The sequence below is a fragment of the Luteibacter sp. W1I16 genome (assembly GCF_050434905.1).
Classification (GTDB): Bacteria; Pseudomonadota; Gammaproteobacteria; order Xanthomonadales; family Rhodanobacteraceae; genus Luteibacter.
The window spans coordinates 3,340,877-3,354,605 of sequence record NZ_JBNDJJ010000001.1; the positions used below are offsets into that span (position 1 = coordinate 3,340,877).

General features: G+C 66.2%; 11 protein-coding genes. 10 read left to right on the top strand and 1 reads right to left on the bottom strand.

Going from position 1 to position 13,729, the window contains the following annotated elements; genetic code table 11:
• Window positions 1-113: 113 nt before the first annotated feature.
• The 10 genes from leuS (at window position 114) to QFZ41_RS14790 (ending at window position 12,434) form a co-directional block, all read left to right on the top strand.
• On the top strand, window positions 114-2,855 hold the full coding sequence (leuS, locus tag QFZ41_RS14745; protein ID WP_429199436.1) for a leucine--tRNA ligase: 2,742 nt from the start codon (window positions 114-116) through the stop codon (window positions 2,853-2,855).
• A 2-nt stretch (window positions 2,856-2,857) separates the two neighbouring features.
• Window positions 2,858-3,409, top strand: coding sequence for an LPS assembly lipoprotein LptE (gene lptE, locus QFZ41_RS14750; protein ID WP_429199437.1), 552 nt, complete (start codon window positions 2,858-2,860; stop codon window positions 3,407-3,409).
• Between the two features lie 57 nt (window positions 3,410-3,466).
• Window positions 3,467-4,429 (top strand): DNA polymerase III subunit delta, encoded by a 963-nt coding sequence (holA, locus tag QFZ41_RS14755; protein ID WP_429200253.1) that lies wholly within the window; start codon window positions 3,467-3,469, stop codon window positions 4,427-4,429.
• Window positions 4,426-5,067 (top strand): nicotinate-nucleotide adenylyltransferase, encoded by a 642-nt coding sequence (gene nadD / locus QFZ41_RS14760; RefSeq protein WP_429199438.1) that lies wholly within the window; start codon window positions 4,426-4,428, stop codon window positions 5,065-5,067. The genes holA and nadD overlap by 4 nt, the downstream gene beginning before the upstream one ends.
• 193 nt (window positions 5,068-5,260) lie before the next feature.
• Complete coding sequence (rsfS, locus tag QFZ41_RS14765; RefSeq protein ID WP_429199439.1) at window positions 5,261-5,647, top strand: ribosome silencing factor; 387 nt, start codon at window positions 5,261-5,263, stop codon at window positions 5,645-5,647.
• A 7-nt stretch (window positions 5,648-5,654) separates the two neighbouring features.
• Window positions 5,655-6,125, top strand: a complete 471-nt coding sequence (gene rlmH, locus QFZ41_RS14770; RefSeq protein ID WP_429199440.1) for a 23S rRNA (pseudouridine(1915)-N(3))-methyltransferase RlmH — start codon at window positions 5,655-5,657, stop codon at window positions 6,123-6,125.
• A 10-nt stretch (window positions 6,126-6,135) separates the two neighbouring features.
• The gene (locus tag QFZ41_RS14775; RefSeq protein ID WP_429199441.1) at window positions 6,136-6,693 is read left to right on the top strand and encodes a Maf family protein; all 558 of its coding nucleotides are present in this window, start codon (window positions 6,136-6,138) and stop codon (window positions 6,691-6,693) included.
• Between the two features lie 55 nt (window positions 6,694-6,748).
• Complete coding sequence (rng, locus tag QFZ41_RS14780) at window positions 6,749-8,236, top strand: ribonuclease G (RefSeq protein ID WP_429199442.1); 1,488 nt, start codon at window positions 6,749-6,751, stop codon at window positions 8,234-8,236.
• Window positions 8,237-8,266: 30 nt separating this feature from the next.
• Window positions 8,267-12,139 (top strand): YhdP family protein, encoded by a 3,873-nt coding sequence (locus QFZ41_RS14785; RefSeq protein ID WP_429199443.1) that lies wholly within the window; start codon window positions 8,267-8,269, stop codon window positions 12,137-12,139.
• Between the two features lie 61 nt (window positions 12,140-12,200).
• Entirely contained in the window at window positions 12,201-12,434 is a 234-nt protein-coding gene (locus tag QFZ41_RS14790) for a helix-turn-helix transcriptional regulator (protein WP_429199444.1), read from the top strand.
• A 6-nt stretch (window positions 12,435-12,440) separates the two neighbouring features.
• On the opposite strand, the gene QFZ41_RS14795 is transcribed toward QFZ41_RS14790, so the two are convergent.
• The gene (locus QFZ41_RS14795; protein WP_371024814.1) at window positions 12,441-13,637 is read right to left on the bottom strand and encodes a sterol desaturase family protein; all 1,197 of its coding nucleotides are present in this window, start codon (window positions 13,635-13,637) and stop codon (window positions 12,441-12,443) included.
• Window positions 13,638-13,729: the final 92 nt, after the last annotated feature.

Consider the following 13,729-nt stretch of genomic DNA (forward strand, 5'->3'; position numbering starts at 1 on the left):
TCTGTGGGGTGGCCTCAACACTTGGCCCGAAGGGCCCCGTGGGATAGTCTCCCGCGATTGACCGCCGCGCTTTCCCCTGCGGCCAACCGAGCATTCCATTGGTACCGAACACCATGCAGGACACCCACGATCAGGGCACGCGCGAGCAGGGCGGTTACGCCCCGGACGTCATCGAGACGGCCGCCCAGCGCTTCTGGAACGAAACCCGCGCCTTCGAGGTCACGGAAGACACGTCCAGGCCGAAGTACTACTGCCTTTCGATGCTGCCGTACCCTTCCGGTGCCCTGCACATGGGCCACGTGCGCAACTACACCATCGGCGACGTGATCAGCCGCTTCCAGCGCCAGCAGGGCAAGAACGTGCTCCAGCCGATGGGCTGGGATGCTTTCGGCCTCCCGGCCGAGAACGCCGCGATCAAGAACAACACGGCGCCGGCGAAGTGGACCTACAAGAACATCGAGCACATGCGCGAGCAGTTGAAGCGCATGGGTTTCGCGTACGACTGGACCCGAGAGGTCACCACCTGCAAGCCCGAGTACTACCGCTGGGAGCAGCAGATGTTCACCCGGCTGATGAAGAAAGGCCTGGTGTACCGCAAGAACAGCGTCGTGAATTGGGATCCGGTCGACCAGACCGTGCTGGCGAACGAGCAGGTCATCGACGGCCGGGGCTGGCGCTCCGGCGCGGTGGTCGAGAAGCGCGAGATCCCGCAGTGGTTCCTGAAGATCACCGCCTATGCGCAGGAGTTGCTCGACGGCCTCGACGCGTTGCCGGGCTGGCCCGATGCGGTCAAGACCATGCAGCGCAACTGGCTGGGCCGTTCAGAAGGCCTCGAGATCACCTTCGACGTGGACGGCCAGGACGAACCGCTCACGGTGTTCACCACGCGTCCGGACACCTTGATGGGAGTGTCCTACGTGGCGGTGGCGGCCGAGCATCCGATCGCGACGCGCGCGGCCGAGGGTAACTCCGGCCTGTCCGCCTTCATCGAAAGCTGCAAGGCCGGCGGCGTGTCCGAGGCCGAACTGGAAACACTGGAGAAGCGCGGTTACTACACCGGCATCGACGCCACGCATCCGCTCACCGGTGAAAAGGTGCCCGTATGGGTCGCCAACTTCGTGCTGATGGGCTACGGCACCGGCGCCGTGATGGCCGTGCCCGGACATGACCAGCGCGACTGGGAGTTCGCCCAGAAATATTCCCTGCCGATCAAGATGGTGGTGGTCGACCGTGGCGTCGTCGACGCGGTGGCGGAACTGAAGCGCGATCTCGCCGCCGAAGGCACCGACACAGTGCAGAACGCGCTGGATGGTGGTTCCTCGGATGCCTACCAGTCGTCGGCCGCGGTCGAGACGATCAAGACCTTCGAGAACGACATCCAGACCGCCGGCGCGTATACCGACTACGGCACCCTGATCAACTCGGGCGAATTCGACGGACTGGAATTCAAGGCGGCGTTCGATGCCATCGCCGCGAAACTCGAGGCCGCCGGGCGCGGCGAGCGCCGGGTCAACTGGCGTATCCGCGACTGGGGCGTCAGCCGCCAGCGTTACTGGGGCTGCCCGATCCCGGTGATCCATTGCCCGTCGTGTGGCGCCGTGCCGGTGCCCGAAGACCAGCTGCCGGTGGTGCTGCCGGAAGATGTGGCCTTCTCCGGCGTGCAGTCGCCGATCAAGGCCGATCCGGCATGGCGCAAGACCACCTGCCCGACGTGCGGTGGCGACGCCGAGCGTGAGACCGACACCTTCGATACCTTCATGGAATCGAGCTGGTACTACGCGCGCTACACGAGTCCCGGTGCGAACGGTCAGGTAGACGAACGCGCCAAGTACTGGACGCCCGTCGACCAGTACATCGGCGGCATCGAGCACGCGATCCTGCACCTGCTGTATTTCCGCTTCTATCACAAGCTCATGCGCGACGAAGGGCTGGTGGACAGCGACGAGCCCGCGACGAACCTGCTCTGCCAGGGCATGGTGATCGCCGAGACGTACTTCCGTAAGGAAACCGACGGGTCCAGCACCTGGTTCAATCCGGCCGATGTCGACGTGCAGCGCGACGATCGCGCACGCATCGTCGGCGCGGTGCTGCGCGCGGACGGCAAGCCGGTGGAGATCGGCGGCGTGGAGAAGATGTCCAAGTCGAAGAACAACGGCGTGGACCCGCAGTCGATGGTGGAGAAGTACGGCGCGGACACCGTGCGCCTGTTCTCGATGTTCGCCGCGCCGCCGGACCAGTCGCTGGAGTGGAACGAAGCGGGCGTCGAAGGCATGGCGCGGTTCCTGCGCCGCCTCTGGCGCGATGTCAGCACGCATGCCGTGTCCGTCGCATCGGGCGATGACGCATCGGGCGACGCCGCGCGCAAGACGTTGCGCCGCCAGCTGCACGAGACGATCCAGAAGGTTAGCGACGACATCGGCCGCCGCCAGTCCTTCAATACGGCGATCGCCGCCCTGATGGAACTGCTGAACGCACTGGGCAAGTTCGACGACGCCAGCATCCAGGGCAAGGCCTTGCGCCAGGAAGCCTTCACGGCCATCGTCCAGCTGATCAACCCGTTCACCCCACACATCGCCCATGCGCTGTGGCAGCTGCTCGGCCACGGCGAGTCCCTGGTCGAGGATGCCGGCTGGCCGCAAGTGGACCCGGCCGCGCTGGTCCGTGACTCGCTGACCTACGCGGTGCAGGTGAACGGCAAACTTCGCGCTACCATCGAGGTGCCGGCATCGGCCTCGAAGGACGAGGCGGAAGCCATGGCGCGGGCCGAACCCAACGTGGCCCGCATGCTCGAAGGCCAGACCGTGCGCAAGGTGATCGTCGTGCCCGGCAAGATCGTCAACATCGTCGCAGGATAACCATGAGCCCGAACCTCCTTCGTTCGCTTCGCATCGCCGCGCTGGTCTCCATCGCGGTCCTGGTCAGTGCCTGCGGCTTCCATCTGCGCCAGAGCGCGGCGTTGCCCCCGGGGATGAAGAAGATCCACCTCACGGTGTCCGGTGGCGGCAAGCTGGAACGCGAGCTCACCCGGGCGCTGGAAAATTCCGACGTGACCATCGTGGACAAGCCCTCGATCGATGCGGCGGAGCTGGCCGTCACCTCGAACACCTTCCGCACCGATTCGCTGACCGTGAGCGGCACCGCGCGCGTCACCGAGTACGCCGTGCGCTACCACGTGGATTTCAACGCGAAAGCTGGCGACGGCACGGTGATCATCCCCTCGCAGGCGGTCGATATGTCGCGAGAATTCAGCTACGACGCGACCAACACCATCGGCACCGCGAGCCAGACCGAAGAGCTGCAGCGCAGCCTCATCGGCGACATGGTCCAGGCGATCCTGTTCCGCTTGCAGGCGGCTGGCGCGCATCCGGCCATGGCGGCGCCCGCGCAGGCGCCCGCCACCTCGAACTGAGCCCGCGGCGTGCCCTTCAATCCCGGTCAGTGGCAGAAGCACCTCGCGGGCGACCGCATGGCGCCGGTCTATCTGCTGGCCGGCGAGGAACTGCTCGTGCTGGAAGCGGCCGATGCCGTGCGCGCCATGGCGCGCCGGCTCGGCTACGCCGAGCGCGAGGTGCTGGAGGCGGATAGCCGCTTCGACTGGGACGACCTGGCCCGCGCTTCGGCGGGGCTGTCGCTGTTCGCGACCCAGCGCCTGCTCGACCTGCGCCTCGCTGGCGGCCGCGCGGGCAAGGACGGTGGCGCGGCGATCTCGGAATTCGTGGCCAATCCGCCGCCGGACACGACCTTGCTGATCACCGCCACCGAGTGGAGCAGCAAGCACGAGGCGGTATGGACCAGGACGGTCGACCAGGGCGGCATCCAGGTCGTGTTCAATGCTCCGCGACCGAACGAATGGACACAGTGGATCGGTGCGCGGCTCGCTTCGCGCGGCGTGAAGGCCACTCCCGACGCCGTGGCGATGCTGGCCGAACGCGTCGAGGGCAACTTGCTTGCCGCCGCGCAGGAGGTCGACAAGCTCGTCGTCCTGGCGGGTGACCAGCGGCTCGACGCCGCGACACTGGAAAGCCTGGTCGCGGACAGCGCCCGCTACGACGCGTTCAAGCTCACTGATGCGGCTTTCGCGGGTGACGGCGGACGGGCCTTGCGCATCCTTGCCGGATTGCGTGCGGAAGGCGACGAACTCATCGCGCTCATGGGCTGGCTGGTCAACCAGTTGCAGCTTGCCATGCGCCTGGCCAATGCCCGTGACTTCGGCGCGCAGGCCAAGGCAGAGCGTCTCTGGCCCGCGCGTGAGCAGTTGTTCCGCAAGGCGCTGCGCCGCGCGCCGCGCGAGCATTGGATGGCCTGCCTCGCCCGGGCCGCGCGTATCGATCGCATGGCCAAGGGGCGCGAACTAGGCGATCCCTGGCTGGAAGCCGAGCGGCTCATCGCCGCCATCGCCGAGCCCCGCGCGGCCACCGTGTTCGCATGAGCGCGCCACGCCCGCTCGCCGTCCTCGGAGGCACCTTCGACCCGGTTCATCACGGCCATTTGCGGGCCGCGTGGGAGGCCGCCGAAGCGCTCGATGCCGAAGTGCGTCTGGTGCCCGCGCGTACGCCGCCTCACCGGCCACCTCCGGTCGCCGACGCCAGCGGCCGTGTCGCCTTGCTGCGCGCGGCGCTGGATGGGCAGGACCGGCTCACGCTCGACACACGCGAACTGGATCGCGACGGACCCTCCTACACGGTCGACACGCTGGCTTCCCTGCGTGCCGATATCGGCGCGGAGCGGCCATTGGTGCTACTGGTGGGGGCCGACGCGTTTGCCGGCCTGGCTTCCTGGCATCTCTGGCGGGACCTGTTCGCGTTCGCCCACGTGGGCGTGCTGACGCGACCCGGAACCCTTCATCAGCCATCGGGCGAACTGGCGGCTTTCATTGCCGGGCGCCGGGTGGAGCGTTTGCAGGGGCCAGCCGGGCAGGTGGTCGATATCGCGATCACGCCGCTGGACATCGCGGCGACGGCGATCCGCGAGTCGTTCGCGGCGGGTGGCGAACCGCGTTTCCTGATGCCTTCGGCGTGCTTCGATGATGAGGCCTTGCTGGCGCCGTACCGCTCTCTCGGGCGCTGATCGCCGACAAGTCGGCTTCCCACAAGAGCATCGCCGATAGGATCGGCTCCCACCGGGGCACCGCTGCCTGCTCTGGTGGGAGCCGACCCTGTCGGCGATGCTTTTTACCTGCCCAGGCATTTGACGCAGCCCGTACCCCCGGGGGTTATACTCGCCACAAACCCGGCATTCCGCCGTACGAGGTTCCCGCATCTTGAGTTCGACCGCATCCCGCAAGGCCAAGTCCGCCGTCAGCAACGAACACCTGCGCCAGCGTGTGGTTGCCGCCCTCGAAGACCTCAAGGCCAAGGACGTCCGTGAAATCGATGTCCGTGGCAAGACCTCCATCGCAGACATCCTGTTCATCGCGTCGGGCACCTCGGCCCGCCACGTCAAGTCGATCGCCGACGAAGTCATCAAATTCGCCAAGGAAGCAGGCGTGATGCCACTGGGCGTCGAAGGCCAGACCGAAGCCGAATGGGTCCTGGTCGACCTCGGCGACATCATCGTCCACGTGATGATGCCGCGCATCCGCGAATTCTACGGCCTGGAGCGCCTCTGGACCGTCGGCGACGACGGCGCCGAAGCCGCGAACGCCTGAGCCCGCCGTGCGGGCTCGCCTCATCGCCGTCGGCGAGCGCATGCCGGCCTGGGTGGCCGAAGGCTTCGCCGAATACCGGAAGCGGCTGTCCCACGACTTTCCCCTCGAACTGGTCGAAATCAAGCCCGGTGCGCGCGGCAAGGGCCGCGACGACGCGCGGGCGACGCTCGAGGAAGGCGCGGCCATCCTCGCGACCTTGCCCCGTGACATCCACGTCGTCGCACTCGACGGACGCGGCAAGGCATGGACCAGTGAAGATCTCGGACGCCAACTCGAACAATGGCGCATGGGCGGGCGCGATGTCGCCTTCCTCATCGGCGGCCCTGACGGCCACGCCCCCGAGGTACTGGCGCGTGCGGACCAGACCTGGTCGCTCGGGCCGCTGACATTGCCACACATGCTCGTTCGCCTCGTGCTGGCCGAGCAGCTCTACCGCGCCATGACACTCGTGGCCGGCCATCCCTATCACCGCGCCTGAAGGAATCGCCGTGCTGTACCTGGCCTCGCAATCGCCCCGCCGCCGCGAACTCCTGGCCCAGATCGGCGAAGACCACCGGATCCTCGAGGTGGACGTGGAGGAGATCCGCGAACCTGGCGAGCCGGCGGATGCCTATGTGTCACGCGTGGCGCGGGACAAGGCGCGGACGGGATTCGCGCGCGTGAGGGACGAACCGGGCGCACGGGTGCTGGGCGCCGACACCGAGGTGGTACTCGGCGACGAAGTCTTCGGCAAGCCGCGTGACGCCGCGGACGCCGTGGCCATGCTCGGCCGCCTAGCCGGACGCGAGCATCGGGTGCTCTCGACCGTATGGCTGGTGGCGGCCGGCGGGGAACGGCAGGCGGTGTCGGTATCGACGGTACGCTTCGCGCCCCTCTCCGGGCGTGCCATCGCGGCCTACGTGGCCACCGGCGAGTGTTTCGGCAAGGCCGGCGCCTATGCGATTCAAGGCGCCGCGGCGGCTTTCGTGGAACATCTTTCGGGCAGTTACTCCGGTGTCATGGGGTTGCCCTTGTTCGAAACCTTCCAGCTCCTCCACGGTCAGTGACAGGCTGTCGACGCGCGGGCTATAAAGCACGATGACTCAAGGAAAAGGGGCGCCGGTGAGCGAGGAAATACTGATCAATGTCACGCCGCGTGAGACGCGGGTGGCTATCGTCGAGAACGGCATGCTCCAGGAAGTCCACGTGGAGCGTGCGCAGAAGCGCGGCTACGTGGGCAATGTTTACAAAGGCCGCGTCCAGCGCGTGATGCCGGGCATGCAGGCCGTGTTCGTTGAGATCGGACTGGAGCGCGCGGCGTTCCTGCACGCCTCCGATATCGTGCGGGCGCCTCTTCCGCCGACCGACGCGCCCGTCGAGGGCAAGGGTAACGGCCATGGCCCAGTACCGTCGATTTCCGAGCTGGTCCACGAAGGCCAGGAAATCGTCGTGCAGGTGGTCAAGGATCCGATCGGCAGCAAGGGCGCCCGGCTTTCCACGCACCTGTCGATTCCGTCGCGCTACCTGGTCCTGTTGCCGCATTCGCGCACGCTGGGCGTGTCCGTGCGCATCGAGGAGGAAACCGAGCGCCAGCGCCTTAAGGACATCCTCAATCCGCTGATCGGCGAAAACCACCTGGGCTACATCGTGCGCACCAACGCGGAAGGCCAGTCGGAGGAATCGCTCGCGTTCGACGTGACTTACCTCGGCAAGGTCTGGCGAGTCGTTCAGGAAAACATCCAGAAGGCCAAGGTCGGCGAACGCGTCTACGAGGAACTCTCGCTGCCGCTTCGCTCACTGCGCGATTCGCTCAACGACGGCATCGAGAAGGTGCGCGTGGATTCACGCGAAACCTACGAGAAGACGGTCAAGTTCGTGCATAAGTTCATGCCGGTGCTGTCGGACCGCATCGAGCATTACGCGGGCGAGCGTCCGATCTTCGATCTCTACGGCGTGGAGGACGAGATCCAGCGCGCACTGCGCAAGGAAGTACCGCTGAAATCCGGCGGCTACCTGATCGTCGACCAGACCGAAGCGATGACCACCATCGATGTCAACACGGGCGGTTACCTCGGTAGCCGCAACCTCGAGGAAACCGTGTACCGCACGAACCTCGAGGCGGCGCAGGCGGCGGCGCGCCAGCTGCGGCTGCGCAACCTCGGCGGCATCATCATCATCGACTTCATCGACATGATCGACGACGAGCACAAGCGGCAGGTGTTGCGCATGCTCGAGAAGGGCCTGGCGAAGGACCATGCGAAGACCACGGTCTATCCGATGTCAGCCCTGGGCCTGGTCGAGATGACCCGCAAGCGCACCACCGAAAGCCTGGAGCGGCAGTTGTGCGAGCCGTGCCCGGCGTGCAGCGGGCGGGGCACGCTGAAAACCGCCGAGACGGTGATCTACGAGATATTCCGCGAGATCACCCGCGCGGTGCGCCAGTTCAACGCACAGAAACTCCTCGTGATGGCCAGCCCCAAAGTGGTGGGCCGCATCCTGGAAGAAGAATCCGCGGCGGTCGCGGAACTGGAAGAATTCATCGCCAAGAGCATCCGCTTTCAGGCGGAAGAGCATTATTCGCAGGAACAGTTCGATGTCGTCCTCCTCTGAACCCGGCGCGCACCGCCGGACCCCGGGCCGGTGAACCCACACTGGCGCCATCGCGCACGACGCCTGCGGTTCTTCATCCTGGGTCTGGTCGCGAGCCTGCTGGTCGCCCTCGCGATCGTGATGGCGCTTGGCCAGCTGTTGCTGCCGCTGGCGGCGCGTTATCCGGAGCGGGTGGCGACGCTACTTAGCGACCGCCTGCACCGTCCGGTGCGGTTCGCGTCGCTGGAAGGTTTCTGGCGACCTTCCGGCCCGTTGTTCGTGATGCGCGACGTCACCATCGCGCCCACGGAAGGCGGTGAGCCCCTGCACCTTCCGCAGGCGGCGGTGAAGCTCGACTTCGGCGCATTCGTGCTGCCGTCGCGGCACCTCATCAACCTGCGCCTGAGCGACCTGCGCCTCGGTTTGCGCCGCGCGGTCGACGGACGCTGGAGCATCGACGGTTTCGGCGCCGGCGGTGGCACCCAGAAGGTGTCGCTGGGGAACCTTTCGGCCGACCTCTGGCTGGGCAACCTGCACCTGGACATCGCCGACGACACGTCGCAGCGGCACTACGGCCTGGTGGCCGACCAGCTGCGGATCAGCCTGCAAGGCCGGACGATACGTTTCGGCGGGACCTTGCGTCGCGAGCGTGTCAGTGGACTGTTGAGCGCCGCCGGCCGCTTCGCCGACGACGGGTCGAGCGGACGCATTTACGTCAAGGGCGCCGATGTCGACTTCGCGGCGCTCACCGGCGATTTCGACGCCAACGGCTACGCCCTGGCTGGCGGCAAGGGACGTTTCGAAACCTGGCTCGACTGGCGGGATGCGCACGTGGTGCGCGCGACGTCCCGGCTAGACCTCGACAACCTCGCCATCCGCGGCCCCGCACGCACGGTGCGCACCGCGGGCCTGCATGGCATCGTCGATTTGCACCGCACCGCTGGCGGACAGCGCATCGATTGGGCGGGGAACGACGGCAGCGACGTCGCCCTCGTGCTGCGCACATCCGGCGAACGCAGCGACGGTACCCTGGTGGGACGCACGCTCGACTTGGCACCCCTGCTTCCGTGGGCGGGTGTCTTGCCCCAGGTGTCGCCGTCGCTCGCGCGATGGTTGGGCGAAGGGCATCCGCGTGGACGCTTCGACCAGCTCCGTGCCGACTGGAACTCCGTCGATGGCATGAGCTTCGCGCATGCCACCTTCTCCGGCCTGGGCATCGACGCCAGTGGCGGCCTGCCTGGCGTGTCTTCCTTGAAGGGCGAGGTGTTCGGCGATGGCGAGGCGCTGGCCCTCAGCCTGCCGAAGCAGGCCACCACGATCGACGCCACGGGGGTGTTCCGCAAACCGTTCGTCATGGCCTCCCTCGGCGGCGATATCGCGGTGTACAAGGACGACGTCGATTGGCACGTGGGCGTCGATCCGCTGGATTTCCGCGGCGAGGGGTACGGTGGGCAGGTGCGCGGCGAGTTGGTTCTGCCTGCCGCCGATACGGGGCCCTTCGTGGACATGTACGTCGCGCTCGGGGAAGGCGAGGTGCCTGCCGCCAAGCTGTTCTGGCCGATCCATTCGATGTCCGAAGGTGCACAGAACTGGCTCAACCGCGGCCTCGTGTCCGGCCGCATCGAGGGCGGCTCGGCGCTGCTTCGCGGCAACCTGCGCGAGTTCCCATTCAAGAACCAGGAAGGGCGCTTCGAGGCACGTGCCGCGATCGCCGATCTCGTGCTCGACTACGGCACGGGCTGGCCACGCGCCGAGGGCGTCGCCGCCGTCGCCAATTTCATCGGCAATGGCATGTACGTCGAAGCGACCGAAGGGCATTCGCTCGGCAACGCGGTGAGTTCCGCGTCGGCGGCCATTCCCGATTTCGCCGACGGCATCCTCGACCTGAAGGTGAGTGGCGCGGGCACCGGCGGCAGCTATCTCGACTTCATCAAGAACAGCCCGGTAGCCAGCCGCAGTCGCGAGGCGCTCGACGCGATGAAGCTTGGTGGCACCGGCGAGTTCGGCTTCAACCTGCTGATGCCCTTGAAGAGCGCGAAGGACTTCACGCTGGAAGGCAAGGCCACCATCAAGGACGCGGATCTCGTCGCCGACGCATGGAAGTTGCGCCTCGACAAGATCACCGGCCCGATGACGTTCGATGGCACGGGCTTCTCGGCGAAAGGCCTGAAGACCGCGTATCGCGGACAACCCGCCGACCTCGACGTCGCTATCGCGGGTGCCACCGGCGATCCGGCGAAGATCGTCGATGCATCACTCACGGGCGCCTTCACGGTCGGTGAAATGGTCGGTGATTTCGAGAACCTGAAATGGCTGGGCGACGTCGCGAAGGGACGCGGCACGTTCCGCATCGGCTTCGACCTGAGCAAGACGGGGCAGGGCGACGCCACCGCGCAGACGCTGCGCGTCGATTCCGACCTGCGAGGCGTGGAACTGACGATGCCCGTCCCAGTGAAGAAACCGGCGAACACCGCCACGCCGCTCTCGGTACGCGTCGGACTTCCCGTGGACGGTGCGCGTCTGGATGTCGCGTTGGGTGACGTGGTACGCGGGCGGCTGCGGCTGCCGACGGACACGGTGCCCATCGCCGCGGCATTCAATCTCGGCACCACGGCGCCGGCGGCGATGCCCGCGCAGGGTTATCTTATCGGCGGTCACGCTCCGAAGCTCGACGTATCCGGCTGGGTCCAGTACGTGGTCGGTCTTTCCACGGGCGGCAGCGGGCCTGGCTTGTCGGCGCTGGACGTGAGCGCGGACGACGGCGAGGTCTTCGGTCAGCATTTCGCCAACATGCATCTCGTTGCCCGTCCCGGTCCGCAGGCATTGTCATTGCGCGTGGAGAGCGACGCCATGGTCGGCCAGATGACCGTGCCGAACGATGAACTGCGCCGCCGGGGCATCACCGCGCGGATGGATCGCCTCTGGTGGCCCGCCGCCGACGACGCGGCCGACGCGGCGAAGAAAGGCAAGGCCGCCGCGGGTGCCGCCACGGCCACGGCCGCCACCGTGACGAAGGCGGAAGAGGCGAAAGGCAATCCGGCGCAGGCGCAGAAACCGCCCGACGCGAACGAAGCCGGCGTCGCTCCTTCGAGCCTGCCGCCGTTGCACCTGCAAGTGACCGACATGCGCCTGGGCAAGGCGCGCCTCGGCGAGGCACGGCTGGAAACCTGGCCGACCGACGAAGGCATGCACATCGACCAGTTGAGGGCGCAGTCGAAGAACATTCAGATCACCGCCACCGGTGACTGGAACGGCGACGAGAAGCGCAGCCGTACCCACCTGTCGATGGACTTCGCTTCCGAAGACGTCGCACGCATGTTCGATGCGCTCGGCTTCGCCGGCATCTTGCAGGGTGGCCGCGCCGAGGCACGGCTGGACGCGGCGTGGCCCGGTGGTCCTTCGGCACTGGCGCTGGCGAACATGGACGGCACCCTCAGGGTCGATGTCGCCAATGGACGCATCCTCGAAGTGCAGCCCGGCGTGGGCCGGCTGTTCGGCCTCGTCTCGGTGACCGAACTTCCGCGGCGCCTGTCGCTGGATTTCGGAGACGTCCTGGGCAAGGGCTTCGCCTTCGATTCGATCGCGGGCGATTTCCGTTTCGCCGATGGCAACGCCACCACGCAGAACCTGAAGATCCGCGCACCCGCCGCGGAGATCACGATCACTGGCCGCGCGGGACTCAAGGCGCGCGACTACGACCAGGAGGTGCTGGTCGTTCCGCACCTCGGTAGCAGCCTTCCGGTCGTGGGCGCCCTCGCGGGCGGTCCGGTGGGTGCGGCGGCGGGCCTCGCCGTGCAGGGCATCCTCGGCAGGGGACTCAACCAGGCGGCGCGCAAGCGTTACCACGTCACCGGCAGCTGGGATAAGCCTGTCTTCACGCCGATCGACAAGGGCGACCCGTCGACTTCGCCCGAAGCGCGCTGACCCCTGCCAGCGCCGCGCGCTGGCAGACCGGTAAAATCATTGCGAATAGTATCGTAGCTCGTTGAGGATCGGTGAAATCATCGCGGGCAAACGTGCCGTCACCGCGGACACGGGACTTCGCCTTTCGCGCTTCTTCGGCATGTCCGACGAATTCTGGACAGGACTGCAGGCTGACTACGATCGTGAGATGACCAGGCCACGAATGGCGGAAGCACTCGCGGCGATCGTGCCGTGGGCGGAGCTTTCCGTGGAGGCCCCTTCATCGAAACGTCGTCCTTCTTCCGAAAGGACCTGATCGTCCTCAGCGCTTCTGCCGCCGGAACGGAAATAACTGTTGGGAAACGAAGCCGTCGGGCATGTAATCGCCGACGACGCCATATTTCTCCGGAAACCGCTTCGTCGATCTCACAGCGGTGCCGAAGATGTGATCGAGGAAGGCATAGTGCGCCGCGTAGTTCTTGTCGATCGCCTCGTCATCCGACGCGTGATGCCAATGGTGGAAGTCCGGGGTGACGAGGACGAATTTCAAAGGTCCCCATGGCAGGTGAACGTTGGCATGATTGAACACGGCCTGGAAGCCTACGACGATGATGTATGCATTCATCACCGCCTCGCTGAAGCCGAGAACATAGAGGGGCGCAAGAACTAGCACGCGCGTGACGATCAATTCCAGCATGTGTTGGCGCGACCCCGCCAGCCAGTCCATCGTCTTCACGCTGTGGTGCACGGCATGAAACCGCCAGAGGAAAGGGACTTCGTGATAAGCGCGGTGTGTCCAGTACTGGGCCAGGTCCGCCACCAATACGCATAGCAGCAGCTGTGGCACGAACCAGATGCTCGCGATCATGCGTTGGAACTCGCTGTTCACCAGCCAGCCGAAGGCGTGGTGAATAAGGAAGTTCACGATCAGCAGCGCGAGGCCGACGATGAAATGGTTCACGGCGAAGTGCTTCATGTCGGTTTGCCATTCGAATCGGAACAGCGTCTGCCCGCGATACAACGGGAACAGTTTCTCGATGATCACGAACAATACCGTCGACCCGAGCAGGTCGAGGATGAACCAGTCGAGCCCGATGTAAGGTGTGTGCGCAGGGAAATTGCCCACGGGCACGCGGGACCCACCCAGCACGACGGCGACGAGCACCAGCAGGAACGCGGCGATGTTCAGATTGCGTTTGCGTCCCAGCACGACGTTGGCCAGCGACAGGCCTCCCGCCACCAGGAGGCCACCCAGAAGTATCTGGCGCAGCACGTCCACGGAGTACTTGTGCCTGAGGTCCGGTGTCGTGAGGTACTGCGGAAAGTGAAAGGCCAGGACGGCCAGCAGGGACAGCACGCCGAGTGAGAGCGCGATAGCCGTACTGACCATCGCCTTGCGAGGATCTAGTTCGCCGCTCCGCTTCAGCAAGTCGCGCGTCTCGTCGACCACGGACTCGGCGCGGTCTATCGGCGCCTTGGCCAACCGCCGGGCGAATGCCCGCTTTCTTCCCTCGCTCATGGAGCATCCTTATCCGTCAAGCCCGCCACATCCTACCATTCACGACAAAGGCGGCGGGGTTTAAGCTGGGCACCCTCGGCCCCAGATAAAGG